At 64.9% G+C, this 24052-nt stretch carries 21 protein-coding genes and 1 pseudogene; 9 read left to right on the plus strand and 13 right to left on the minus strand.

Annotation, left to right across the window (positions count from 1 at the left end; all coding sequences use genetic code 11):
* From BWQ92_RS06490 to BWQ92_RS23490, 3 genes and pseudogenes are all read left to right on the plus strand, one after another.
* Positions 1 to 1299, plus strand: coding sequence for a flavin-containing monooxygenase (locus BWQ92_RS06490; RefSeq protein WP_076798806.1), 1299 nt, complete (start codon positions 1 to 3; stop codon positions 1297 to 1299).
* 62 nt (positions 1300 to 1361) lie between these two features.
* Positions 1362 to 3043 (plus strand): annotated as a pseudogene (locus BWQ92_RS06495) (thiamine pyrophosphate-dependent enzyme).
* Between the two features lie 27 nt (positions 3044 to 3070).
* Positions 3071 to 3223: a hypothetical protein gene (locus BWQ92_RS23490; protein ID WP_157365115.1), complete on the plus strand. Its 153-nt coding sequence runs from the start codon at positions 3071 to 3073 to the stop codon at positions 3221 to 3223.
* 3 nt (positions 3224 to 3226) lie between these two features.
* On the opposite strand, the gene BWQ92_RS06500 is transcribed toward BWQ92_RS23490, so the two are convergent.
* The 7 genes from BWQ92_RS06500 to BWQ92_RS06530 all read right to left on the minus strand — a co-directional run bounded on the left by BWQ92_RS06500 (position 3227) and on the right by BWQ92_RS06530 (position 10184).
* Positions 3227 to 4657 (minus strand): sugar porter family MFS transporter, encoded by a 1431-nt coding sequence (locus BWQ92_RS06500; protein WP_076798807.1) that lies wholly within the window; start codon positions 4655 to 4657, stop codon positions 3227 to 3229.
* 179 nt (positions 4658 to 4836) lie between these two features.
* Positions 4837 to 5148, minus strand: coding sequence for a winged helix-turn-helix domain-containing protein (locus BWQ92_RS06505; RefSeq protein WP_076798808.1), 312 nt, complete (start codon positions 5146 to 5148; stop codon positions 4837 to 4839).
* Positions 5138 to 6073 (minus strand): sugar phosphate isomerase/epimerase family protein, encoded by a 936-nt coding sequence (locus tag BWQ92_RS06510; protein ID WP_076798809.1) that lies wholly within the window; start codon positions 6071 to 6073, stop codon positions 5138 to 5140. The genes BWQ92_RS06505 and BWQ92_RS06510 overlap by 11 nt, the downstream gene beginning before the upstream one ends.
* 34 nt (positions 6074 to 6107) lie before the next feature.
* On the minus strand, positions 6108 to 7292 hold the full coding sequence (locus tag BWQ92_RS06515) for a Gfo/Idh/MocA family protein (RefSeq protein ID WP_076798810.1): 1185 nt from the start codon (positions 7290 to 7292) through the stop codon (positions 6108 to 6110).
* A 41-nt stretch (positions 7293 to 7333) separates the two neighbouring features.
* Positions 7334 to 8104: an ATP-binding cassette domain-containing protein gene (locus tag BWQ92_RS06520; RefSeq protein WP_076798811.1), complete on the minus strand. Its 771-nt coding sequence runs from the start codon at positions 8102 to 8104 to the stop codon at positions 7334 to 7336.
* Positions 8101 to 9198, minus strand: a complete 1098-nt coding sequence (locus BWQ92_RS06525; protein WP_236783130.1) for an ABC transporter permease — start codon at positions 9196 to 9198, stop codon at positions 8101 to 8103. Before BWQ92_RS06525 ends, BWQ92_RS06520 begins: the two co-directional genes overlap by 4 nt.
* Entirely contained in the window at positions 9195 to 10184 is a 990-nt protein-coding gene (locus BWQ92_RS06530; RefSeq protein ID WP_076798812.1) for a sugar ABC transporter substrate-binding protein, read from the minus strand. Before BWQ92_RS06530 ends, BWQ92_RS06525 begins: the two co-directional genes overlap by 4 nt.
* Positions 10185 to 10382: 198 nt before the next feature.
* On the opposite strand from BWQ92_RS06530, the gene BWQ92_RS06535 reads away from it, so the two are divergent.
* Positions 10383 to 11369 (plus strand): LacI family DNA-binding transcriptional regulator, encoded by a 987-nt coding sequence (locus BWQ92_RS06535; protein WP_236783131.1) that lies wholly within the window; start codon positions 10383 to 10385, stop codon positions 11367 to 11369.
* A 39-nt stretch (positions 11370 to 11408) separates the two neighbouring features.
* Here the strand turns inward: BWQ92_RS06535 and BWQ92_RS06540 are convergent, their stop codons facing one another.
* The 4 genes from BWQ92_RS06540 to BWQ92_RS06555 form a co-directional block, all read right to left on the minus strand.
* Positions 11409 to 12017, minus strand: coding sequence for a cysteine hydrolase family protein (locus tag BWQ92_RS06540; protein WP_076798813.1), 609 nt, complete (start codon positions 12015 to 12017; stop codon positions 11409 to 11411).
* 105 nt (positions 12018 to 12122) lie between these two features.
* A complete protein-coding gene (locus tag BWQ92_RS06545; protein WP_076798814.1) occupies positions 12123 to 13298 on the minus strand; it encodes an MFS transporter in 1176 nt (391 codons plus the stop codon).
* A complete protein-coding gene (locus BWQ92_RS06550) occupies positions 13295 to 13960 on the minus strand; it encodes a GntR family transcriptional regulator (protein WP_076803556.1) in 666 nt (221 codons plus the stop codon). The genes BWQ92_RS06545 and BWQ92_RS06550 overlap by 4 nt, the downstream gene beginning before the upstream one ends.
* Before the next feature lie 228 nt (positions 13961 to 14188).
* Complete coding sequence (locus tag BWQ92_RS06555) at positions 14189 to 15406, minus strand: integrase catalytic domain-containing protein (protein WP_216639975.1); 1218 nt, start codon at positions 15404 to 15406, stop codon at positions 14189 to 14191.
* 206 nt (positions 15407 to 15612) lie between these two features.
* On the opposite strand from BWQ92_RS06555, the gene BWQ92_RS06560 reads away from it, so the two are divergent.
* Positions 15613 to 16356 carry a DUF2071 domain-containing protein gene (locus BWQ92_RS06560; RefSeq protein WP_076803557.1) on the plus strand — a complete coding sequence of 248 codons (744 nt, stop codon included), beginning with the start codon at positions 15613 to 15615 and terminating at the stop codon, positions 16354 to 16356.
* A 58-nt stretch (positions 16357 to 16414) separates the two neighbouring features.
* On the opposite strand, the gene BWQ92_RS06565 is transcribed toward BWQ92_RS06560, so the two are convergent.
* Together BWQ92_RS06565 and acnA are read right to left on the minus strand one after the other, a co-directional pair.
* A complete protein-coding gene (locus BWQ92_RS06565) occupies positions 16415 to 17644 on the minus strand; it encodes an NADP-dependent isocitrate dehydrogenase (RefSeq protein WP_076798816.1) in 1230 nt (409 codons plus the stop codon).
* A complete protein-coding gene (gene acnA, locus BWQ92_RS06570; protein WP_076798817.1) occupies positions 17641 to 20310 on the minus strand; it encodes an aconitate hydratase AcnA in 2670 nt (889 codons plus the stop codon). Before acnA ends, BWQ92_RS06565 begins: the two co-directional genes overlap by 4 nt.
* Before the next feature lie 218 nt (positions 20311 to 20528).
* Between acnA and BWQ92_RS06575 the strand changes: the two genes are divergently transcribed.
* From BWQ92_RS06575 to BWQ92_RS06590, 4 genes are read left to right on the plus strand one after another with little or no spacing between them, the layout of a single operon-like run.
* Complete coding sequence (locus BWQ92_RS06575; RefSeq protein ID WP_076798818.1) at positions 20529 to 21545, plus strand: Bug family tripartite tricarboxylate transporter substrate binding protein; 1017 nt, start codon at positions 20529 to 20531, stop codon at positions 21543 to 21545.
* A gap of 34 nt (positions 21546 to 21579) precedes the next feature.
* Complete coding sequence (locus BWQ92_RS06580) at positions 21580 to 21966, plus strand: universal stress protein (protein ID WP_076798819.1); 387 nt, start codon at positions 21580 to 21582, stop codon at positions 21964 to 21966.
* Complete coding sequence (locus BWQ92_RS06585) at positions 21956 to 22516, plus strand: tripartite tricarboxylate transporter TctB family protein (protein WP_076798820.1); 561 nt, start codon at positions 21956 to 21958, stop codon at positions 22514 to 22516. The genes BWQ92_RS06580 and BWQ92_RS06585 overlap by 11 nt, the downstream gene beginning before the upstream one ends.
* A complete protein-coding gene (locus BWQ92_RS06590; RefSeq protein WP_076798821.1) occupies positions 22516 to 24021 on the plus strand; it encodes a tripartite tricarboxylate transporter permease in 1506 nt (501 codons plus the stop codon). Before BWQ92_RS06585 ends, BWQ92_RS06590 begins: the two co-directional genes overlap by 1 nt.
* Positions 24022 to 24052: the final 31 nt, after the last annotated feature.

A 24052-nucleotide genomic window follows, 5' to 3' on the forward strand; every position in this document is an offset into this window, starting at 1 on the left:
ATGACCCGCTACTGCATCATCGGCGCCGGCGCCGCAGGCATCTCAGCACTCCAGCAACTGCGCCAGGCCGGCTACGACGTCGACTGCTTCGAAAAGAGCGGCCGCGTTGGCGGCCACTGGCACACCGACTACGAGGCGCTGCACCTCATTACCGCCCGGGACATGACCCACTTCGAAGACTTCCCGATGCCGGCGCACTACCCGCACTTCCCGCGCCGGGACCAGGTCCGCGACTACATCGAGTCCTACGCCCACCACCACGGCCTCTACGACATCATCCAGTTCAACACCGAGGTCCTCTCCGTCACCCCCGTCCCCACAGAAGGGCCCGTCGGTTCAGCAGGGTGGACCGTCACCACCTCCAACGGCTCGAACGTCTACGACGGCGTCATCGTCGCCAACGGACACCTCTGGGACAAGAAAGTTCCCCGGTTCCCCGGCGAATTCACCGGAAAGCAGCTCCACTCCAGCGAGTACAACAACGTCAAAGACATCGACGGCAACCGCGTCCTGGTGGTCGGAGCTGGCAACTCCGGCTGCGACCTCGCCGTGGACGTCGCCCAGCACCGCCTCGAGGCAGACATCGTCATCCGCGAAGGGACCTACTTCCAGCCCAAAGCCTACTTCGGCAAACCCCGCCAGGAACTGGACTTCCTCAAGCAATTCGCTCCGGACGAAGTAGACCTCATCAGCCGCCTCCTGGCCCGGGTATCCATCGGCGAATGGAGCGACTACCCCGGCATGCCCGAACCCAAGCACCGCACCTTGGCCGAAGGCAGCACCGTCGTCAACAGTCTCCTGCCGTATTGGGTTCAGCACGGCCGCGTCGGCATCGTTCCGGGCATCGAACGCTTCGAGGGCAAGACCGTCCACTTCACGGACGGCACGGCCCGGGAATACGACACGATCCTCTGGGCCACCGGCTTCCACTCGAGCGTCCCCTTCCTTGACGCCAACCTGGTCCCCCGCCGGAAGGGTGCGCCCATCCGTTACGGCGCAGGGATCATCCCCGAAGGACTGGAAAAGCTGTACTACGTGGGCATGATTGCACCCCGTGGCCCGCAGATCCCCGTTTACGGCATGCAAACCAAACTCGTGGCCAGGATGATCGGCCTGCACGAGAACGCCGGCGAGCACGGCGCCAATATTGGCGCCTATATCTCCGGACTGCAGGACTCCGAAGACCGCATCGATATCGTCCGCGCCATCTGGGAGGACCAAATGAAGGACACTGAACGGCTCCTGGCCGCCTTCGCGGCCGCCCATTCCCCCGCCGTTCCGGCGGCTTCAAACGCCTAAGCCGCCAACCGCCGTCGTACGTCATCCAGCCCCAGCCAGACAGAAAGAGCTCCCCGATCACCATGACAGCGCAGTTGACGGATACGGAAACAGTTCAAACCGCCGACGCTCCCACCACCAAATCTGCCGGCCACGTCATTGTCGATTCGCTCGTGGCCCACGGCGTGAAGCGGAGCTACGTGGTTCCCGGGGAGAGCTTCCTCGATGTCCTGGACGGGCTGCACGGCTCGCCGATCCAGACGGTCGTGTGCCGCCATGAAGGCGGCGCGGCGTACATGGCCGAGGCGGACGGGAAGATGAACCAGGTGCCCGGCGTCGCGATGGTCACGCGCGGGCCGGTGCCGCCAACGCCCACGTCGGGTTGCACACAGCCTGGCAGGATTCGACGCCGATGGTCCTGTTCGTGGGCCTCATCCCGTTCGGGCACAGGGACCGGGAAGCGTTCCAGGAGTTCGATATCAAGGCCTGGTTCGATACTGGCGCCAAGCGGGTCATGGTCCTTGACCATCCGGAGCGGGCGTCCGAGATCGTGGCGGAAGCGATGTTCGCGGCCATGAGCGGACGTCCCGGTCCTGTGGTGGTGGGCCTGCCCGAGGACATCATCCGCCAGCAGATCGAGCCCGCCCTGCACCCCACCATTCCGGTGGCGACGGGCGGGATGACCAGCTTTGATGCCAAGGCTGTGGAAGCGGCCCTGGTGTACTCCTCCAAACCCCTGTTCGTCACCGGAGGCAATGACTGGTCCCAGGCCGCAGCGGACCAGCTGACCGCATGGCTGGAAAAGCACCACATCCCCTCGGCTGCCGAATGGCGCACCCAGGGAACCGTTCCCTTCGATTCACCCTCCTACGTGGGGCCAATCGGCTACGGCCGCCCGCGTCCCACCTACGACCTTCTGGAAGAAACAGACCTGCTCGTCTTCGTTGGCACCGTTCCCGGGGACGTCATCACCGACGGTTTCGTGTGCCGGCAGGACTGGAACAAGAAAAACTTCCTGGTCACCATCGATCCGGCCCTCCGTGGCCGCTCAGGCCCCGTCTCCTGGCAGATCGTGGCCAAACCCGACGTATTCGTCCGCGACCTCGTGGAAATCGAACTGCCCTTCCGCGAAGACTGGAAAGTGTGGACGCACCGGATGCGGGGCGAGCAAATGGCATTCGCATCGCTCCCCTCTTCAGAGCCACGCCCGGGCCCAGCCCGGATGGACACCCTCATGGCCCACCTGGTTCCAGGCCTTCCCGAGGACGCGATGGTGAGCTTCGGAGCCGGCGAACACACCAACTGGGCACACCGGTATTTCCCCACCCGACGCTACGCCTCCATGCTCAGTGCAAGGAATGGCTCCATGGGCTACTCCATCCCCGCAGCGATCGCCGCATCCTTGGCTCATCCTGGCCGCAGGATAGTCACCGTTGCCGGCGACGGCGAATTCCTGATGAACGGCCAGGAACTGGCCACCGCGGCGCAATACGGAGCCACTCCCCTGGTTATCGTCATGGACAACCAGGAATACGGCACCATCCGCACGCACCAGGAACGCCACTATCCCGGCCGCGTCTCCGGAACCCAACTCCGGAACCCTGACTTCGCGATGATGGCTTGCGCGTTCGGCGGGTTCGGCATCCGCGTCGAAGAGGACAAGGACGTCCCTGCAGCACTGCAAGCGGCACTCAACGCCATCGAGAAAAACCACGTTTTCGCCCTGATCCATCTCGTGGTGGAACAGCGCGTCAAGGCCTACTAGCATCGTTCACCGCCCAAGGAGTCCCCCATGAAATCCCGAACCGCCCTGCTGGACCGCAAGCCTTTACTGGCTGCCTCTTCGCCTGCACGCCTCCGTTCGCTCGTCGTCATCAACGCGGTACCGATGGGTCCGGACTGCGACGACGACTGTCCCTTCTGCCAAGGTCCCGAAACCGACTGACCCTCAGGCCCTTCGCACCACGTAGATGGCCCCGGTGGAGATGTCCTCTTCGAGTTCCTCGAGGGAGCGTCCATGGGTCTCGGGGACCTGGGTTGCGATGAAGATGATGGCCAGCACCCCGACCCCCGCGAAGAGGAAGAAGGTGGTGGAGATCCCAAGAGCGGTGACGACGGAGGGAAAGTAGAGACTGATGACGGCGTTGGCGATCCAGAGGAAGAACACTGCGATGCCCATGCCGAAGGTGCGGATTTTCAGCGGGAAGATTTCGGAGAGTGTCACCCATACCGCGATATTGAGGAAGGTCTGCATGGAGCCAACAAAGCCCACGACAAGGAGCAGGATCACCCAGGGCCGGTAACCGGCATCCGCCGGGATGGCGAACGAACATGTGCCAATGAGCAGGTGCATCGTGGTTGTCAGGATGAAGCCGGTCAGCAGGAGCTTGCGGCGTGCAATACGCCCCATCATGGCCAGTCCGGCGATGCTTCCGACGACGGAGATGACGCCGGGGGCGATGTTGGCCACGAGCGCTCCGCTTGCGTCAAAGCCGGACTGCGTGAGGACCGTTTGGCCGTAGTACATGATCGAATTGATGCCCGTCAGCTGCTGTGCGACGGCCAGCCCGATGCCGATGAGGATGATTCGCAGGATCCATGGGTTCCGCAGGGCACCGATTCCGTCGCCCTCGGTGTTTTTCTCCTCTTCGGTGAGCTGGCGGACCTCCGCGAGTTCAGCTTCGGCGCGGGATTCCGGCCGTACCTGCTTGAGGACGGCGAGCGCTTCAGCCTCCCGTCCCTTGGACAAGAGCCAGCGCGGACTTTCAGGTACGCCCAACATGCCGATGAAGAGGGCGGCAGCAGGAAGTGCCGCAACCGAGAGCATGATGCGCCAAACACCCTCATGCTGGCCCCAAAGGCTGCCGATAATGGCATTCGCAATGAAGGCGGCCAGTGCCCCCACCACGATCATGAGTTCATTCCTGCCGGCCAGCGTGCTCCTTTGTTCGGCCGGCGCGATTTCCGCGAGGAACACGGGAACCACAACCGACGCTCCGCCCACGGCCAGGCCGAGAATAAACCGTGCGACGGCCATCACCTCGAAATTTGGCGAGAACACGCAGGCCAGCGTTCCGGCAAAGAACATCATCGCCAGTGCAAGGATCGTGATTCGGCGGCCCAGGACGTCCGCGAGACGGCCACCTGACACGGCCCCGATCGCTGCCCCGACAAGCAGGGAACTTGTCACCACTCCCTCGGTGAACGAGCTGAGCCCCAGCTCCGCCTTCATGGGCTCCAAGGCGCCGTTGATGACACCGGTGTCGTACCCGAACAGAAGGCCGCCCAGGGTGGCGATAACGGTGACAAGGCCCAGGCGCTTCGTATGTAAGCCAGAAGCGGGTGCCGGCCGCGCCTGTGAGATCTGCGTGTCTAGCATGAGACTCCTTTGTCGTCGCCCGGCATCTACAGCGCTCTAGATAGAACGGACCTGACAGGCTGTTAATGGGACGAGGGTGAATAACAGAATAACCAAAAACTTTGCCGGGACGTGACCTCGGCCACGTGCCCAGGGGGCCAAGGGGCTGTGCCACCGCCGTGTTGCAGCGCTTTTTACCGCTACCGGATGAAGGTGCCTGCCTGGCGCCGGCGGGTGAGCAAGCCCTTTCGTTCCAGGTAGGTCCATGCGCTGCGCACGGTGGCGACGGCGAGGTTCAGCTCCCTGGCCATGTCTGAGTCCGGCAGCAGTTTTGTTCCGTGGCTGATGGATCCATCCGCAACTGCGCGTTCCAGGCTCTGGGCGAGTTGGTAGTAAAGGGGTTCCGGACCGCTGCGTTTCAGCTGCAGCAGCTGTGAGTAGGGTGCTCCCGCCCCGGGCGCCCCCATGCTGAGGGCACCCGAGGCAGCGTTGCCGGTGTTGTCAGCGCGCATCAGCAGCGGCCGGCGCGGGTTCGGCGAACCGGAGGCTGTGGACTCCGCAGCCCCCGAGGTAGTTGCGGGTCCGCTGGGCGATGGGCAGGGGCGCGTCGGGCGGGCATGGGAACATGTCCTGTTCGACGATGGCGAAGACATCCACTCCGCGTTTGGCGACGGCTTCGAGCAGCGGCGGGAATTCCGGCACGCCGAGGGGCGGTTCGGTCATGGCGCCGAGGGTTACGGCTTCGCTGAATGAGAGGTTCCCGGCCTGGACCCTGGCGACAACCTCGGGGTTGACCTGCTTGAGGTGCAGGTAGCCGATGCGCTCCGGGTGGCGGTTGATGATAGCGAGGTTGTCTCCCCCGCAGTAGGAGACGTGGCCGGTGTCCAGGCAGAGGTTCACGTATTCCGGGTTGGTGTTCTCCAGAAACCGGATGATGTTCTCCTCGGTGTCCACGTGGCTGTCCGCGTGCGGGTGGTACTGGAGGTGAACCCCGTATTCCTCGAACATTGCCTTGCCGAGCCGGTCCGCGCCGGAGGTTTTCGCTGCCCACTGTTCGGCGGTCAGCTCGCCGGGCTCAAGTTCTTCACCCGTGAACAGGTCGCGCCACATTTCGGGAAGGACGACGACGTGTTCCCCGCCGAGCGCGGCTGTGAGGGCGGCGACGTCGGTCACCTGGTTCCACACGGCGTCCCAGGAGCCGGGCTGGTGGAGCCGTTCCGAGACCGTGCCGGCGGAGAGCCGCAGGCCGCGGGATCCGAGTTCGTCCTTCAGCTGGGCCGGATCGGTGGGCAGGTATCCGTAGGGGCCCAGTTCGATCCACTGGTAGCCTGCGGCGGCGACTTCGTCGAGGAAGCGGGTATAGGGGACCTGGTTGGGGTTGTCCGGGTACCAGACGCCCCAGGAATCGGGGGCAGTGCCGACGCGGATGGTGGCCATAGGTGTTCTCCTGTCTAAAAGTCCGTTGTCGGGGTTAGGCCGGCTGGGGGTGGTTGATGTCCGCGGTGGTGTTGGTCTCGGCTGCTTCCAGGGCTGCTCCGACGACGCCCATCATGGCCAGTGCGGTGTTGAAGTTGGTGTCCATGGTGCGGTTGTCGCGGACACAGCGGAGGAACTCCTGGATCTCAGCGACGAAGGCTTCGGCGTAGCCGGTGCCGACCCCGGCGCCGGGCATGGCGGCGACGTCGTTGAAGTAGGGGTGTTCGGGTCCGGTGAAGATCCGGCGGGGGCCGTTGACGGCTGCGGCGGCGGTGCCGTTCTGGAAGAGGTGGAACTCGCCGGCGCTGATCGAATCGAAGAGCGCGTGCCCTTCGGACCCGAACACTTCCACGCCCAGGGAGTTGGGGATGCCGCTGGCGATCCGGCTGAGGCTGATTTGGCCGACGGCGCCGCCGTCGAATTCGACGGTGACCAGGGCGACGTCGTCATTGGTGACGGGACCGCGTTCGCTGGTGGTGGTTCCGCCGTGGCCGATCGCACCGGCTGCGGGCTTGGGGCGTTCGGTGATGACGGTCCGCAGCGTGGAGTTCAGAACCCGGCTGACGGGCCCGACGACGAACTGGGCAGCGTCGATGGCATGGGCTCCGATGTCCAGGAGGGCTCCGCCGCCGGACTGTTCCTGGGAGTAGCGCCAGGACAGGGCGCCGGAGGGGTCAGCGGCGTAGTCAGCGTTGTACCAGGCACGCACGGTGTGGATCTGGCCGACGGCGCCGTTCTCCACGGCCTGGGCGAGCGCGGCCAGGCCGGGCAGGCGGCGGAAGGAGAACCCGACGCCGGTGACGGCGGTGGAGGCCTGGGCGAGGTCGGCGAGCCAGGCAGCTTCCTCACGGGTGCGGCCGATGGGCTTCTCGGCGAAGAGGTGCTTGCCGGAGGCGATGACCTTGGGCAGGATCTGGGCGTGCAGGTGGTTGGGCAGGGCGACGCTGACGGCATCGATTTCCGGGTTGGCCAGGAACGCGTCGATGTCGGCGACGGCGTTGGCGAAGCCGTAGCGCTTGGCGACGGACTGGGCGAGTTCGAGGTTGGGGTCGGCGATGGTGTGCAGCTGGACGTCGACGTCGGCGAGGTCGCGGGCCATCATGGCGTTGCGGTAGCCGAAGGCGTGGGCCTGGCCGGCCATGCCTGCGCCGATGATGCCGATGCGGAGCGTGGTAGTCATGTGTTCTTCTCTTTCTGGCCTAGCGGCCGGTTCTTTCTGGCCTAGCGGCCGATGCTGTGGAGTTCGTGCTGGAGGGCTTCGAGTTCGGCGCCGCCGGACATCTGCTGGGCGAGGTCGGCGATGGTGATCTGGTCTTTGGAGTAGTCCCCGATGGTCCGGCCGCGCTGGAGGAGGACGAAGTGGTCGCTCACCGGGTAGGCGTGGTTGGGGTTGTGGGTGATGAAGATGACCCCGAGGCCGCGGTCCCGGGCCTGGACGATGTACTTCAGGACGACGCCGGACTGCTTGACGCCCAGCGCGGCGGTGGGTTCGTCCAGGATCAGCACCCGCGCCCCGAAGTACACTGCCCGGGCGATGGCCACGCACTGGCGTTCGCCGCCGGACATGGTGCCGATCGCCTGCTCGGGGTCGCGGATGGTGATGCCCATCTTGGCCAGTTCCTCGACCACGATGTCCTTGCTCTTGCGGGGTGTGAGGAAGCCCCGCCGGGTGGGCTCGGATCCGAGGAAGAAGTTCCGCCAGATCGGCATGAGCGGTGAGAGTGCGAGGTCCTGGTAGACGGTGGCGATGCCGCGCTGCAGGGCGTCCCGGGGTGAAGCGAACCGCACCTCTTCGCCGTCGACCATGAACTGGCCGCTGTCGGGGGCGTGGACGCCGGAGAGGGTCTTGATGAAGGTCGACTTGCCGGCGCCGTTGTCGCCGAGCACGGCGGTAACTTCGCCGGCGCGGACGGCGCAGGTGACGTCCTGGAGGGCGCGCACGTGGCCGAAGTTTTTGCTGATGTTGCGGACTTCGAGAATGGGGGTTGTCATGATCCCACCGCCTGTGACTTCTTCTTGAGGTAGAGGTTGATGAAGACGGCGACCAGGAGGATGGCGCCGAGGAAGAACTTGAACAGTTCGCTGGGGAACCCGGCCAGGGGCATGCCCTGCTGGACCATGCCGAAGATCAGGGCGCCGATGGATGCGCCGAGGATGGAGCCGGCGCCGCCGGTGAGGAGGCACCCGCCGATGACGGCGGCGATGATGAAGTTGAATTCGGCCCCGATACCGGTGGTGACGGTCGCTGAGGAATAGCGGACGACGGTGAGCTGGCCGACGAGCCAGGCTGCTGCTGCGGTGCCCATGAAGAGTCCGATGCGGACCTTGGCGACCGGGACGCCGACGGCCAGTGCGCCGGTGGCGTTTCCGCCGACGGCGGCGATCCAGTTGCCGATTTTGGTGCGGTTGAGGAGCACGATGCCGACGATGGTCAGGGCGATCCACCAGATCAGGGAGACCTGGAAGCCGCCGACCGAGGAGCCGAAGAGGGCCTTGGCGCTGTCGAAGCCGTTGTACTCCGAGATGCCGGAAACGGTGACCTGCTTAGTGAGGTTGGTGGTGACGGCGTAGTTCAGGCCCCAGAGCATGAACATGGTGCCGAGGGTGATGATGAAGCTGGGGAGCTTGGTTTTCTGCACCAGGAAGCCGTTGAAGAAGCCGATGGCGAGGGCGAAGACCAGCGAGGCGGCCATACCGAACCAGATGTTGGTGTTCAGCTGCGTGGTCACCAGGGCGGTGACAAGGGCGGTGGAGCCGGTCATCACGCCGGTTGAGAGGTCGAATTCTCCGCCGATCATGAGCAGTGCGACGGCAACTGCCATGATGCCGAGGGTCGCTGCTGGGTCCAGGAAGTTGCCGATGCCGGCCTGGCTGGCGAAGGCCGGGGAGATAATGGCGAAACCGGCAAAGACGACGACGGCCGCGAAGGCGGAGCCGAACTCAGGAGACATGAAGATCCGCCGGAACCGGCCGACGGTCAACTGCCGGTCGTCGGCGTCGTGAGATGCCTTCGAGGGCGCAGGTTGGGGCGCATCCACACCGGACAGGGGCGTGCTGTGTGCGTTGAGGTTTTGTGCCATGGTCATCGCGTTCCCTTGCTGACGAGGTCGGTGACGGTGTCTACGTTGTCCTTCGTGATGAAGGCCGGGCCGGTCAGTACCGGCTGGCCACCGCCGACGGTGTTGGCATTGTCGTGGTTGAGCACCAGGAAGGCGATCGGGAGATAGCCCTGCAGGTACTGCTGCTGGTCCACCGTGAACAGGATGTCCCCGGCCTTGACGGCGTTCAGCACATCGCTGCTGATGTCGAAGGTGCCAAGCTTTGCGGCGCTTCCGGCGTCCTTCATGCCGGCCAGTGCCGCTGTGGCCACCGACGGCTCCAGGGCCAGGATCGAGTCGAAGGACTTGTCACCCAGCAGCTTGGACTTCACTGTGGCCTGGATGCCCTGCGGGTTGTTCAGGTCTACCTGGAGCTTTTCAATCTGGCCGCCGAAAGCCTTGGCGGCTCCTTCGCAACGCTGCTCGAGGCCGATGTTGCCGGCCTCGTGGATGATGCAGAGCCCCTTCTTGCCCCCGGCCTCGGCGAGTTTCTGCCCGGCTCCGGTACCGGCCGCCGTCTCCGTCTGCCCCACATGCTCCAAGGCGCCGAGCTTGGCCGCGACCTCGGCGCCGGAGTTGATCGTGACAATGGGAACGTTTTTGGACTTGGCCTCCCCCAAGGCAGATCCCAGGGCGTCGGGGTTGGCCAGGGAGACGACAACGCCATTGGGGTTCTTTGCCAAGGCAGCCTGAAGAAGTGTTGCCTGCTTGGAGCCCTCCACGTCTCCCGTAATGCTGACGTTGACACCATATTGTGCGGCCGCGTCCTCGGCGCCGCGCTTGACGACATTCCAGAAAGAACCGTCCGGGTTGCCATGGATAACGACGGCGTAGGACAGGTCGCGCTTGGCGCCGCCGGCGGCGGCGTTCGCCGCACCGCCGGTCTCAGACGCCTTGCCGCCGGTGCCGCAGGCGCTCAGCCCTAATGCGAGTGTGGCCACACCAACAGCTGCCACAGACTTCCAACTCTTCATCGAGTTCCTCGTTTCAAATAACGGCCGATGTGGACGGCCGAACAGCGCCCCTGAATCAGGATTCGCGCCGGCGAACCGGCTTTTCCGCTTGCTATCGTCTGATTATCTAGAGCGCACTAGATGTGATGGTGCTAACAATCTAGAGCGCACTAGAAATGTTTGTCAAGACAACACTAGAATGAGCTTGAAGGAGGGTCCGTGAACGTAACGATGTCCGATGTTGCCCGCGCTGCGGGAGTCTCGCCCGCACTGGTTTCCCTGGCATTCCGGGATGCCTACGGCGTCAGCAAGAAGTCCCGCGAGCACATCCTGAAAACGGCTGCGAGCATGGGGTATGAACCCAACCGGGTCGCGTCAAGGCTCGCGAGCAAGTCAGACGGCACCATAGGCGTCTTCCTCCTCGACCTCCACAACGAGGTCTTCGCCGACATGTTTGATGGCATGCGGGAAGCGGCGCAGCCGCACGATCGCGAATTGGTTCTGTCCGTGGGCTCCGTTGGGGGCGCTCTCGACCGTCCGGCGCTCGATTCCCTTGTCAGGACCCGAGTGGATGTTGCAATTGCTGCGGGCCTTCTCCTGCCGGACAAGGAACTGGCTTCGTATCTGGGGCGGCTTCGCCTCGTCAGCGTGGCCCGAACCGTCCCTGGCTTCGACGCGGTCGCATCGGATAACAAGCTGGGCGCCACGATGGCGGTGGAGCATCTGCTCGAGCTCGGCCACCGACGCATCGTGCACCTGGCTTCGCCACCCACAGACGGTTATCTGGAGCGCCGCCACGGGTACATCCGGGCGATGGAAAAAGCGGGGCTCAAACCCCAGACCATCACATGCGACTACAGCAGGAGTGCCGCCGCAGCCATCGCAGCACCGCTGTTGGACTCGGCAGAGCGCCCCACAGCCATCTTCACCCACAATGACCAGACAGCGCTGGGCGTCCTCGACGCCGCCCATGCGCTGGGACTGAAAGTGCCCGAAGACATCACGGTCGTCGGCTACGACAACACTTCCGCGAGCCAGTTGCCCGGCGTCGACCTGACAACCGTGGACCTTCACCCCGTCGACCTAGGGCGACGGGCCGCCGAGGTGGCAATTCTGAGATCAATGAACCCGACTATGGAGCCCATGGTCGAAGTATTCAGCCCGTCTTTGATCGTGCGGGCCTCCTCGGCGCCCCCTCCGGCGTGAGCCCGGAGAGGGTGCGCGGATGGGGGTGTGGCGCGCCCGCTAAATCGGCTGCGTCGTCAAGAGAGTGAGCCCGACTTCCTGAACGGTGGTGATTCCGCCGAGCAGGGAAAGGGAGCCCACAGTGGCCTGATGTGCTTCCGGGCTGGCGGCCGAGCAGGCGTCCTCGACCAGAAATACTTTGTATCCGAGATCAACTGCCGCACGGGCGGTGCTTTCGACGCTCAGGTTGGTTGCCACTCCGGCGAATAGCAAGGTGTCGATGTTCCGTTCGGAGAGCAGCTTATGCAGTTCCGCGTTCATGCCACCCACCGAGGCGTGCGTGATGACAGTGTCATTCGCCGTCGGCGCGAGAGGTTCAACGATCTGGGCAAGGGCGCTGCCGTCCTTGAGGGAGCCGCCCTGCCGCACCTCCTGCAGCAGCGGTGAGTTCGGTACGAGGTTGCTGTAGTCAGGAGCGAAGGCAACCCGAGTGTAGATTACGTGGATTCCGGCCTTACGGGCCGCGCCCAGCAGGTTACCGATTTTCTCGATGACACCGCGGCGCCTGACCTCCTCGTGGAAAAACGATGCAAAGGCCCCCTCCTGCGCAACAATGTCTCCCTGGCAGTGGACAGCGATAACAGCTGTTCTTTCGGCAATGAGTTCCATTGGTTTTCCTCCCAGCTTCCCGGCACCACAACGACTCGTGTTCATAGACTGACAGATGAGGGTGCCTGCGGCAGGCATCTCTGCCGTGTCTTGGCTTACCGGGATCTAGTCCAGCCGCACGCCCCGGAGCAGCGCGAGCGTTCCGCCCACTACAAGGGCTGAGGCGAGGAAGACTCCGGCGGCACCGAGCCCTGCTGCCACCACACCGATGGTACTGGGCAGCACCACCTGCCCCACCCGGTTCCCGGCCAGTCGGAGGGCAAGCGCCCGGCCACGCTGGCCTTCTGGAGCCTGGGACGAGAGCCAGGACATGGTGAGGGGCTGGCCGATGCCAAGGCCCAGCCCGAGAACGGCCATGACAACAAATAACAGCCAGGCCGGCATCGGAATGGCCGCCGCCGCCAACGCGACCGTGGACAGGGCAAGGCTCAACACCAGCAACCTCATGCGGCCGATCCTTCGCGAGACCCGTCCCAGGAGGAGCCGGGAGACCATGGAAAACACCGCGCGGACTGTGAGCATGGCGCCGACAGTTGCGGCCGTCAGGCCGCGGTCGGTACCCAGGGCAGGGAGGTAGACCATGATCAGGTCCACCACGGCCAGGACAGTGGCACTGGTGGCCAAAGCCCGGGCAACACCGGGAGCCTTGAGCAAGGAAACAGCACTGGCTTTGCCGCCATCTGCCGCGGTAGCCCTTCTCTTGCCTCCGTTGACCTCCACGGAGAGCACGAAAGTAGTCACAAATAGCACCAGGCTCATGCAGACGGACAGGAGGAAGATCGCCTGGGTGTCGGGGCGGACGGAGGCGCCGCCCACCAGGGCAATGGCCATGGGTCCCAGCGCCTGCCCAAGTGATGCGGCGAATGTCAGGTACCCGAAAGCTGAGTCCATTCGGGAGGAGGCCGCGTTATTGGCTATCACCGCTTGCTGTCCCACCACACAGGCCAGCTGGCCGGCGCCAAGCAGTGCAGTTCCGATGACCAGCGCGACGATCGATGATCCTGCCAGCAGGAGGAAGGACGAGCAGGCAAGGACGACGCCGGACCCGATCGCCATCAGCCGGCGTTCACCCAGGCGGTCCACCAGACCGCCGGTGGGGACGGCGAGCAGCAGGGGAAAGACTGCGTAGCTGGCTGCCAGAAGCCCCAAGGCAAAGTCGGGAACGTCCAACTCGAGGGCCCGGTAGGTGGCGGCCGGGCGCACGAGGAACGTGACGGCCTGGATCAGCGCGGAGTGCGTGAGAAGGGCGGCAGCCGAGCGGCGTCCAAGTTCACCAATCATGAGATGCCAAGACCGCTGCCGGAAATCACCCGCAGTGCCGCATCCCGGGCGGCGATGACATGCTCGAAGGCGGTTTTGGCGGCCTGCTCCGGGTCACCGCCCGCCACGGCGTCCACCAGCGTCCGGTGCTGGGTGAGGGCCTGGTCCCGCCGTTCCTGGGTGCTGTTGGTGAAGTGCCGGTACCGCTCCATCTGGCTGGAAATCTGGTCATGGAACCGTCGGGCCCACGAGTTTCCGGCAATTTCGGCAATCTTCGCGTGCAGCGCCATGCCTTGCTGCATCGCGTCGTCGGCGAACTCCACCATGGCGGCATTCCGGGCAAGGATGCCATGGAGCGCTTCAATGTCGGCCGCCGTCGCTTTCAGGCAGGCATTCCGCGCCATCAGGGATTCCATTGCGGCTCGAACCTCATACAGTTCGGAGATCACTGCTTCGTCGAGTTCCGGAACCAGCACACCGCCGGTGGCCTGCTGCTCCAGCAGGCTCTCGGAAATCAGGCGCCTGATCGCTTCCCGCAGGGGCGTGCGGCTGACCCCGAGCGCCGCCGCCATCGCAGGTTCGTATATCCGTTCCCCGGGTTTCAGCTCAAGCGTCAGGATCTGCCGCTTCAGTTCGGCATAAGCGACATGGGCGCCGGTATTCCGGGCAGGGGTATCAGGCACGAACTCGACCTCCACAAAGAAACGTACTTGTATACAGTTATACAGCAATGCCTATAAGGCTGGGGGTGGCGAGTAGCCCGGAAGTGCCGTCCCGCCCCTCCTTTATTCAGGCCAGCGGTTATTCAGGCCAGCGGTGGACCCGCATCCCCGTGGTCGGCGGGGCGATCGCAAGCAGGACCCGGGGCGGCGACGCCGTCTGGACCGGCTCCAGGTCCCCGAGGAATCATGTCAAGATGCCCGCCTGGGTTGATTCGTGGAATCATTTGATTTTGCCCGGATGGCGGGCTGCTTCTTGGGGGCTTGCTTGGCGGTGGTCAGGGTCAGGAGCTCTGTGCAGAGGGCCTGGATCTGGCGTTGGATGGCGGCCGGGTTCAGTGGCCGGTTTTCACGTTTCAGGCGGGCTTTGGTGGCTTTGGTGACGGTGCCGGTGTCGGCCAGGACGCGCTGGAACGGGGTGGCGGGCGCGTCGTAGGTCTTGGTGACCTTCGCGCCGGTCCGGACTTTCGCGACGAGTTTTTGCTGGGGTCCGAAGTGGTTGGTCAGCAGCCGCTGGAGCGCCCAGATCCGGTTCAGCAGTTCCAGCTCGCCGGGTGTGTCGTAGCGGTGGTAGCCGACGGTCTGACGGATGACGTGCCAGTTCTTCTGCTCGACATGGGCGCCGTCGTTCTTGTTCCCGGACCGGGACCGGGTGAAGGTCAGTTTCTCCTGCTCACACCAGCGGAAGAGTTCCCAGTTGATGAACTCCGAACCGTTGTCCGAATCGATCCCCAGGATCGGAAACGGGAACGCGGCGGTGGCGTCCTTGATCGCCGCGAAGACCCATTTCTGCGCCTTGTTCCGCACCGACCGGGTCTCCGTCCAACCGGTCGCGATGTCAGTGATATCAAGGGTGAAGCAGAACTCGCCCTGGTTATTGCCGCCCTCGTGGCCGACCAGATCGATCTCCACGAACCCGGGCACCGCATCATCCCACTCGGCCCAGGTCCTCACCGGAATCGAGTCCTTCAGCAGCGTTCCAGGTTTGGTGTGGGACCGGCCGCGGGGCTCCAGTTTCGCCCGGTCGGCCTTGAGCCGGCGGTCGATGGTCGCCGGTGAGATCGTCAGCAGCTGGGCCGCCGTGGCGGCGTCAATGCGGAGCTCTTTAAACCGCCGCAGCCGCGGGACCAGGTCCGGCAGCGCTGCTGCGAGGAGCCGCCCGCAGGGCGTTCCCTGGACCGCCCAGCAGAACCGCAGCGCCTCGATCACCGGTTCCCCGTACAGAGGCGGCCGAGTCGGCCTGGGCAGCACGGCCCTCAGTACCAGCGCCTGCCGCAGGGCCTTGCGGGCGTGGTCGCGGTGCCATCCCGTCGTCGCGCACAGCTCATCGAGAATCTGCTTCTTCACGGCCCGGTCCGAGCGGGCGTAGCGGGTGGCGATGACCTTCGTGACAGCCCTGCGTTCACTCATCGAAAGCTCCATGGCTCACAGTGCCGACACGGCAAACGCCACCCCGGCGGACACGCCGCTACGCGGGCATTCTCAAATGATTCTTCGAATACCGCTACGCGGGCATCTTTCATGAGTCAACGCGAGGTCTTGCTGCCAGCGGCCGGGACGCGCACGATGAGTGCATGCGTACATGGGCCGGTCCCAGCATGCTTGGGGGGAGAGAGATGGGCACGGACGCTGACGCCCGGACACGGACGCTGAGCGGAGACCGTCGATTTTTCCCGTTGCCGGTGTATCAGTCATGGGCTGATGTGGTTTTCCTTCATTGGAGGATTCCGGTGGCAGTAGCGGGCCCTTACATGCCCCCGGGTGTGGAGCCTGACGTGCATGCCGGGTCGACCTGGGTCGGCCTGATCGGCTTCCGGGTTACGGGTACCTGCCTGGGGCCCCGCCTAGGTCTCCCCTATGCCGGAGCGTTCACCGAGGTCAATGTCCGGCTGTACTCCCGTGACGCTGCGGGGCGGCACGGGGTGGTGTTCCTGTCCTTGGACGCGGACAGGCTCGCGTTCGTTCTGGCCGCCCGTGCCGCCGGAGTGCCATACGTATGGTCCCGCTGCCGCCCCACGGCGATGCGCGGCACCTCCCGGGGATACGGATACGAAGTGGAGCGCTTCCGCGGGCAGGCAAAGTCTTCTTTCGGCGCCTATCCGGACATGGACCACCCGGCCCTGGACGGATTGTCATTCTGGCTCACAGCCCGGTTCGGACTCCATACCCGTGCGGGGCGGCGGGTCTTTTACCTGCCCATTGCCCACCGGCCCTGGCCGCTGTACTGCGCTGCGGCAGCCGCATGGGAAGACGCACTGGTCTGCGCCGCCGGAATCACGGTCCACGGCCCGCCTGACTCAGTGCTGTACTCCCCCGGCGTCCGGACGCAGTTCGGGCAGCCCCGGCAGGTTCTCGGCTGACCCTGGCAGCGCCAACCCGACGTAACGGATTCCTCGCAACGAGTGTCGGATGGCGCACTCACGTTGCTCCCCCGCCGGAACGGGCCGCCAGGCGGTCGGCTACTGCTTGAATAAACCCTTCGGTAGTGACGGCTTCGGCGTGAGTGGGGACTAACCGGGCCAGGTCGGCAGTCATCGTTCCCTCCTCAACGGTTTTGACCGTGGCAAGCTCAAGATCGGCGGCGAAGCCGGCCAGTGCAGTGTTGCCGTCCAGGGCCGCGCGGTGTGCGAGTGCGCGGGTCCAGGCGTAGATGGTGGCGGTGGGGTTGGTGGAGGTGGTTTCGCCGGCTTCCCGGCGGCGGTGGTGCCGGGCGATGGTCCCGTGGGCGGCCTCGGTGAGCTGGATGCTGCCGTCCGGGGAAGTGAGGACGGAGGTCATGAGTCCTGGGGAGCCGAAACCCTGGGCGACGATGTCCGACTGGACGTCGCCGTCGTAGTTCTTGCAGGCCCAGACGTAGCCCCCTTCCCATTTAAGGGCGGAGGCCACCATGTCATCAATGAGCCGGTGCTCGTAAAAGAGTGCGGCTGCTTCGAAGCTGGACTGGAACTCGTCGGCGTAGACGCTCTCAAAGACGTCCTTGAAGTGTCCGTCGTAGGCCTTGAGCACGGTGTTCTTGGATGAGAAGTACACCGGGTAGCCGCGTGTGAGCGCGTAGGCGAAGCAGGCCCGGGCGAAGTCGCGGATGGAATCGGTGTAGTTGTACATGCCCATAGCCACTCCTCCACCCTTCGGGAAGGCGGCGACCTCGTGGCTGGTGGCCGGGGACCCGTCGTCGGGCGTGTAAGTCAGCGTGAGCCGCCCGGCGCCGGGGACCGCGAAGTTCACCGCCTTGTACTGATCGGCGTGGGCATGGCGGGCGATGACGATCGGCTTAACCCACCCTGGGACGAGCCGGGGCACGGAATCGATGATGACGGGTTCGCGGAAGATGACCCCGTTCAGCTCATTTCGCAGGGTGCCGTTGGGCGAGGGCCAGAGCTTGGTGAGCCGGTACTCCGCCGCACGCGCGGCATCCGGCGTGATGGTGGAGCATTTCACTCCCACCTGGTGCTCGGCGACAGCCTTCGCGGCCTGGAGCGTGACGCTGTCCCCGGTCCGCTCGCGGTTGCGGAGCGAGAGGTCAAAGCGCAGGATGGGCACCTCGACGTTCGGGGTGATGAGTCTGTCCTTGACGAGGGTCCACATGGTGTGGGCCATCTCGTCGCCGTCGATTTCAACGATGGGCTGGTTGACGCTGACCTTGTTCATGCTGTTTCGGGTTCCTTTGCAGGTGAGGCTTCGATGGTGGTGCGCAGCAGGGAGGGGATGACGCCGCCGACGCGGAGCAGGGCAACGTCGAGTTCGGTTTCGACGGCGGCGCTTGCGTTGAACTCCTCGGTCCGGCCGTCTGCGAGGTGCAGGACAACACGGATCCGGGTGCGCGGGGCAAGTGCGCCGGCGGGTGCAACGATCTCGATCCGGTCCCCGGGCCGCAGATCCTGAAGCCTGCCGCGGACATTCTCGGGGGCGATAAGCGGCAGCACACCCATTCCGATGAGGTTGGAGCGGTGGATCCGCTCGAAGCTGCCTGCGATGACCGCCCGCACACCGAGGAGCCTCTGGACTTTGGCTGCCCAGTCGCGGGAGGAACCGGTGCCGAACCTTTCGCCGGCGATGATGACCGTGGAGTTCCCTTCCCGGCGGTATCGGTCGGCAGCCTCTGGCAGTGGCAAGACCTCGCCGCTGGGGCCGTGCACGGTGTGGGCAACCGGCAGGCCGCCGGGGATTGCGGTCCCGAGGTGGTTGTTGACGGTCTTGTTGTGGAACCCGCCGCGGAGCATCACTTCCCAGTTGCCGCGCCGCGAGGCAAAGACGTTGAGATCGGCCCGGTCTTCGCCGCGTTCCACCAGGAAGTCTGCCACGAGGCTGTCTGCCGGGATCGCGCTGGCCGGGGAGATGTGGTCTGTGGTGATGTCATCGCCAAGGACCAGCAGGGGGTGGGCGATGTAGTGGCCCAGCTGGCTTCCCTGGTCTGGCGAGGCAAACGGTGGCCGGCGCAGGATTGTGGAGCCGGGGTCCCAGGGGAAGAGCGGCGTGTCGGGTGCTTCGAGCCGGGACCACATGGGATTCCGCACGGCCACCGAGAAGTCCCTGGCGAAGTCCAGCGGGTCTTGTCCCGCTTCCCACGCCACATCTATTTCCGCCTGTGTCGGCAGCAGGTCAGCGAGCCTGACCGGTGCACCTTCCGCGCCGCTCCCGGCACGGAAATCGTAGGAGGCCAGGTCGACGTCCGCCCGGCCGGCCAGGGCGTAGGCCACGACGAGGGGCGGGGACATGATGAAGCCGAGGTCAAGGTCCGGATGTACCCGGCCAGGGAAGTTGCGGTTGCCGGAGAGGATGGCCACCGGGCGGATCCTGCCTTCGTCCAGGCTTGCCCTGATGCGGTCGGGAAGGGGGCCAGGGTTGCCAATGCAGGTAGTGCAGCCAAAACCAACGATGTCGAAACCGACCGCACCGAGGTCTTCCAGCAGGCCGGAGCGCTTGAGGTAACTGGCCGCCGCGGGCGACCCCGGGGCGAGTGAGGTTTTGACCCATGATGGCAGGCCCAGTCCCAGCTTTCGGGCCTTGGCGGCAACCAGGCCGGCAGCGATCAGCAGCTTGGGGTCCGTGGTGTTGGTGCAGCTGGTGATCGCGGCCAGCGCAACGGGGAACAGCGGCAGGTCCCCGGCATGTTCCCGGAGGGGATTTTCGGTGTGCAGGACCGCCGGTATCTCTGCCAGCGCGAGCAGGTCCTGCGGGCGGCGCGGCCCCGCAGCGCGCAGTTCGATGGCTGCCAGATCAACCGTGATGGTGGAGGTGTAGTCGGGCTCAGCATCCGGGTCGAACCAGAAGCCGCAGGCCCGGGCGTAGGTTTCCACGAGGGTGCGTTGGAATTCGCTGCGGCCTGTTTCACGCAGGTAGTCCAGGACGTTTGCGTCGATCGGGAAGTAGCCGGTGGTGGCCCCGTATTCGGGCGCCATGTTGGACACCACTGCCCGCTGCCCCACCGTCAGACCGGCCACACCGGGACCGTAGAACTCCACGAATTCACCCGATACCCCCATGGCACGCAGGCGCTGGGTGACGGTCAGGGCCAGGTCAGTTGCAGTAGCACCGGGAGGGAGGGCGCCCGTCAGCCTGACACCGATGACGTCCGGAATCCGGAGGGTGGTGGGCATGCCGAACATAACAGTCTGGGCTTCAAGGCCGCCGACGCCCCAGCCAAGTACGCCAAGGCCATTGATCATGGGCGTGTGGCTGTCCGTGCCGATCATCATGTCCGGGACTGCCCACGGCAGGCCGCCGTCGTGATCTTCAACCGTGGTGACTACCGTGGCCAGCTGCTCGAGGTTGATGGTGTGCATGATGCCGGTGCCCGGCGGGTTGATGTGGACTGTTTCCATCGCCTGGGATGCCCACTTCAGGAAACGGTAGCGCTCCCGGTTCCGCCGGTATTCGTGGACCAGGTTGCGGCCGGCTGCGTCCGGACGGCCGTACTCCTCAACGGCCAGCGAATGGTCGATCGAAACGTCCACTCGGAGCATGGGGTTCAGCGTGGACGGATCCACGCCGGCTTCCGCGAGCGAGTCCCGCATTGCCGCCACGTCCACCAGGGCTGGGGTGCTGGTGGTGTCATGCATCAGCACCCGCTGCGGCCAGAACTCCAGTTCCTCTTCAGAGCTGCGGGCCCGGAGCCAATTGCGCAGGTTCCCGACCGTCCGGGCGGCTTCCGCCGGCACTGACCTGCGGAGGGTGTTTTCCGCCAGCAGGCGAAGCACCATGGGCAACCGGTGGAAGTCCGGGCCCAGCGCGGCCCGGACGTCGGTAATGCGGAACCTGCGTCCCCCTACCGCAATGGCCTGATGACCAATGGTGGTTCCGGTTTGGAGCGTCATTGCAACACCTTCTCTTCGCTTTCCTGCCCCGACCGGGTAGCAGGACGTGCCGTTTGGAGTACCCAAACCGACGCTTGCTGCTTGCACTTGGGATGTTGTCCCACCGCCCCTCGTCAAGCGGACCGGTGGACAGATATAGATCATAGCTTATAAGCTACAGCGGTGGCGCTAATCACATAAAGGGCCGCTGCTGTACTCCCCGAAAGGAAGGAAGGGCGATGGAGCCCCATCCGACGTCTGTTAAGAAAACCTCCCGCATGAAGCAGGTGGCACGCGCCGCCTTCGCCGTCCTGGGCATCACCGCCGTCGCCCTGGCCTCCGTGAACGCGTCGGCAAGCGGCTCCGGAGATGACGCCCGCAACCGGCTCACCCTGATCGCGCCCGCAGGTGCGGGAGGCGGCTGGGACGGAGCAGCACGTGAAGCTCAGCAGGCAATGCGCGCGCAGGGCCTTGTCAACAACGCGCAGGTGGTGAACATCCCCGGAGCCGGAGGAACCATCGGCCTGACGAAATTCGCGGGGATGGAAGGCGAGAGCAGCACGCTGATGCTGATGGGCATCACCATGCTGGGCGCGATCAACATCAATGGCTCCGACACCACCCTGGAGGATGTCACGCCCATCGCCCGGATCACGGAGGACTACGACGTCCTGGTGGTTCCCGCCAACTCGCCCTACAACTCGGTGGATGAGTTGGTATCCGCCTGGAAGCGGAACCCCGGTTCCTTCGCTTTCGGCGGCGGTTCGCTCGGCAGCGTCGACCAGATGATCATTACGCAACTCGCCCAAGCCGGCGGCATCGAACCCACTGCGGTCAACTACATCGCATACTCCGGCGGCGGTGAACTGGCCACCTCGCTCATGTCCGGAACCATCAAAGCCTCAGTAAGCGGCTACGTGGACTTCGCGGACCAGATCGAAGCCGGACGCCTGAAGGCCCTCGCGGTCTCGGCCCCGGAACCGGTGGAGTCGATCGACGTGCCCACACTGAAGGAGCTCGGCTACGACATCAGCTTGACCAACTGGCGCGGGATGGTTGCCGCCCCCGGCATCACGCCCGAACAGAAGCAGGTACTGCAGGACATCGTGACCGAAGTGGTGCAGACCCCTGAGTGGAAAGACGCCATAGAGCGGAACCAGTGGACTGACAGATTCCTCGCCGGAGAGGAATTCGAACGGTTCATCGCCGACGAGAGTGAAGCCGTGAACAACATCTGGAACGAACTCGGCTACTGACCTCCCTGCCATCACACACAACGCTGGAGAAGACATGACAATCCTGGTCGGATACACAAAAACCCCCGAGGGCAACGCCGCCCTCAGCCACGGTCTGCAGGCGGCTGAACTTGCCGGTAAGCCCTTGGCCATCTTCCCTCTCGGGGAAATTCATCAGACTGCCACCCGCGAGGCCGGGGACGCCGCCGTGCACGAGGCGGTCGAAGCCGGTGCCACACTCCTGCACCGGGACCCGCAGGGACGGCACCCCGCTGAAGAACTCCTGGACAGCGCCATGGAAACCGGTGCCACCCTTGTGGTGATCGGCGTCCGCAACCGCTCCCGGGTCAGCAAAGTCATCCTCGGCTCCGATGCCCAGAGCATCATCCTCGGCTCGACCGTTCCCGTCCTGACTGTAAAGGCGGCCTCCGATGATCACTGAAGCAGGCAACAACGCCGAAGCTGCCAGGGAACTCCTTCCCTCTGACGGTCCGGCAAACAGCAGGCACGGATTCTGGGCGGGCCGCAGCGGCCTGGCGGTAGCGGGGATCCTCGCTGCGATCGGCGCCTACCTCACTGCGGGCATCGTGACCATGGACGTGCCGGAAGGGGCCAAAGCTCCGGGGCCGACGTTCTTTCCCATCCTCATCGTCATCGCCATTTTCGTTCTGGCCGTTCTGCTGACAGTACAGACTCTGCGGAAGCCCGAGCACGTCGCGGAAGCCGACACGGGACACCGCTTCCATACTGACTGGAAATCCCTCGGGCTCGTCTTCGGCGCTTTCCTGGCATTCGCGTTGCTGCTCATCCCGGTCGGCTGGCTCCTCTCCGCGGCAGTGCTGTTCTGGGGGGTATCCCGCGCATTGGGAAGCAGGCGCCCTTTGTTCGACGTCGGCCTGTCTCTGGTCTTCTCCTCGTGCATCCAGCTGGCATTCGGCGCCGGCCTGGGCCTTAACCTGCCCGGCGGCATCCTGGAAGGAATCTACGGCTGATGGAATCCCTTAACCTGCTCCTGGAGGGCTTCTCACAGGCCTTCACACCCATGAACCTGCTCTGGGTCTTTGTCGGCGCTTTCCTGGGCACCGCCGTCGGCGTCATCCCGGGCCTGGGCTCCTCGATGGCCGTCGCGCTCCTGCTTCCGGTGACATTCAGCCTTGACCCCGTGGGCGCTTTCATCATGTTCGCCGGCGTCTACTTCGGCGGGCTCTTTGGCGACTCCACCATGGGCATTCTGATGAACACCCCGGGCGGCTCAACCGCCATCGCCACCACCTTTGAAGGCCACCGGATGGCCAAACTCGGTCGGGCACCTCAGGCGCTGGCAACCTCCGCGATCGGTGCCTTCATCGGCGGCCTCATCGCCACCACGCTGGTGGTGTTCTTTGCTCCCAAGCTTGCCGACATCGCCGTGATGTTCGGCCCTGCCGAATACTTTGCGCTTGCCGTCTTCGCATTCATCGCCACCGCCTCCGTGGTATCAGACTCAGCCATCAAAGGCCTGTCCGCCCTCGCCATCGGCCTGGCCCTCGCAATCGTGGGTATCGACGGCATCTCCGGAGCGTCCCGCTTCACCGCCGACGTGCCCCAGCTCTTTGACGGAATCAGCATCATCGTCATCACGGTCGGCATCCTGGCCCTGGGCGAAGTCTTCCACGTTGCTGCTCGCATCCACCGCGATCCGAAGCTCTCAGCAATCGCCGTGTCCGGCCGCCCCTACCTTTCAAAGCGGGAATTCCGTGAGGCATTACCCGCGTGGCTCCGGGGTACGGCCTTCGGCGTGCCCTTTGGTGTCATTCCGGTGGGCGGCGCCGAAGTGCCCACTTTTATGGCCTACGGAACTGAGCGCCAGCTGGACCGCAAGCGCCGCGAACCGCAGTTCGGCAAGGGGGCGATCCGCGGCGTCGCAGCACCGGAGGCAGCCGGCAACGCCACCTCCGGCACCGCGATGGGCGCCCTCCTGGCACTCGGCCTGCCCACGTCAGCCACGGCAGCAATCATGCTGGCAGCGTTCCAGCAGTACGGGCTGCAGCCCGGACCGCTCCTGTTCGAACGCAACGCCGACCTGGTGTGGGCCTTGCTGGCGAGCCTCTTTATCGGTCTGGTGGTCCTGCTGGTCCTTAACCTTCCCTTCGCCCCGCTGTGGGCCAAGCTGCTGCTGATCCCCAAGCACTACCTGTATGCCGGCATCACAGTCTTTTGCGGCCTCGGCGTCTACGCCACCAGCGCAGCTGTTGCCGACCTTTACATCGTGCTGGCCATCGGAGTCCTTGGTTTTGTTCTGCGCCGGTACGGCTTCCCGCTGGCTCCCATCATGATTGGCGTCGTCCTCGGCCCCCTGGCCGAGACCAGCCTGCGCAACGCCATGATGTCCAGCGGCGGCCAGGTTTCAGTCCTGATCGACAGCCCCGTCACATGGACGCTCTACGGGATTCTGGCCATGGTGCTCGCCTACACACTCTGGCGCCGGATCACTGCCCGCGCCCGCCAGGACGTCTAGCAACTCCCGACGCTCACCGAGTTCCGGGGTG

Origin of the sequence: Arthrobacter sp. QXT-31 (genome assembly GCF_001969265.1) — a bacterium.
GTDB lineage: Bacteria > Actinomycetota > Actinomycetes > Actinomycetales > Micrococcaceae > Arthrobacter.

What these genes read in the sequence shown, in the direction of transcription:
- BWQ92_RS06490 (WP_076798806.1), top strand. Translation starts at nt 1, where the DNA reads ATGACCCGCTACTGCATCATCGGCGCCGGCGCCGCAGGCATCTCAGCA.
- BWQ92_RS23490 (WP_157365115.1), top strand. Translation starts at nt 3,071, where the DNA reads ATGAAATCCCGAACCGCCCTGCTGGACCGCAAGCCTTTACTGGCTGCC.
- BWQ92_RS06500 (WP_076798807.1), bottom strand. Translation starts at nt 4,657, where the DNA reads ATGCTAGACACGCAGATCTCACAGGCGCGGCCGGCACCCGCTTCTGGC.
- BWQ92_RS06505 (WP_076798808.1), bottom strand. Translation starts at nt 5,148, where the DNA reads ATGCGCGCTGACAACACCGGCAACGCTGCCTCGGGTGCCCTCAGCATG.
- BWQ92_RS06510 (WP_076798809.1), bottom strand. Translation starts at nt 6,073, where the DNA reads ATGGCCACCATCCGCGTCGGCACTGCCCCCGATTCCTGGGGCGTCTGG.
- BWQ92_RS06515 (WP_076798810.1), bottom strand. Translation starts at nt 7,292, where the DNA reads ATGACTACCACGCTCCGCATCGGCATCATCGGCGCAGGCATGGCCGGC.
- BWQ92_RS06520 (WP_076798811.1), bottom strand. Translation starts at nt 8,104, where the DNA reads ATGACAACCCCCATTCTCGAAGTCCGCAACATCAGCAAAAACTTCGGC.
- BWQ92_RS06525 (WP_236783130.1), bottom strand. Translation starts at nt 9,198, where the DNA reads ATGACCATGGCACAAAACCTCAACGCACACAGCACGCCCCTGTCCGGT.
- BWQ92_RS06530 (WP_076798812.1), bottom strand. Translation starts at nt 10,184, where the DNA reads ATGAAGAGTTGGAAGTCTGTGGCAGCTGTTGGTGTGGCCACACTCGCA.
- BWQ92_RS06540 (WP_076798813.1), bottom strand. Translation starts at nt 12,017, where the DNA reads ATGGAACTCATTGCCGAAAGAACAGCTGTTATCGCTGTCCACTGCCAG.
- BWQ92_RS06545 (WP_076798814.1), bottom strand. Translation starts at nt 13,298, where the DNA reads ATGATTGGTGAACTTGGACGCCGCTCGGCTGCCGCCCTTCTCACGCAC.
- BWQ92_RS06555 (WP_216639975.1), bottom strand. Translation starts at nt 15,406, where the DNA reads ATGAGTGAACGCAGGGCTGTCACGAAGGTCATCGCCACCCGCTACGCC.
- BWQ92_RS06560 (WP_076803557.1), top strand. Translation starts at nt 15,613, where the DNA reads ATGGGCACGGACGCTGACGCCCGGACACGGACGCTGAGCGGAGACCGT.
- BWQ92_RS06565 (WP_076798816.1), bottom strand. Translation starts at nt 17,644, where the DNA reads ATGAACAAGGTCAGCGTCAACCAGCCCATCGTTGAAATCGACGGCGAC.
- acnA (WP_076798817.1), bottom strand. Translation starts at nt 20,310, where the DNA reads ATGACGCTCCAAACCGGAACCACCATTGGTCATCAGGCCATTGCGGTA.
- BWQ92_RS06575 (WP_076798818.1), top strand. Translation starts at nt 20,529, where the DNA reads ATGGAGCCCCATCCGACGTCTGTTAAGAAAACCTCCCGCATGAAGCAG.
- BWQ92_RS06580 (WP_076798819.1), top strand. Translation starts at nt 21,580, where the DNA reads ATGACAATCCTGGTCGGATACACAAAAACCCCCGAGGGCAACGCCGCC.
- BWQ92_RS06585 (WP_076798820.1), top strand. Translation starts at nt 21,956, where the DNA reads ATGATCACTGAAGCAGGCAACAACGCCGAAGCTGCCAGGGAACTCCTT.
- BWQ92_RS06590 (WP_076798821.1), top strand. Translation starts at nt 22,516, where the DNA reads ATGGAATCCCTTAACCTGCTCCTGGAGGGCTTCTCACAGGCCTTCACA.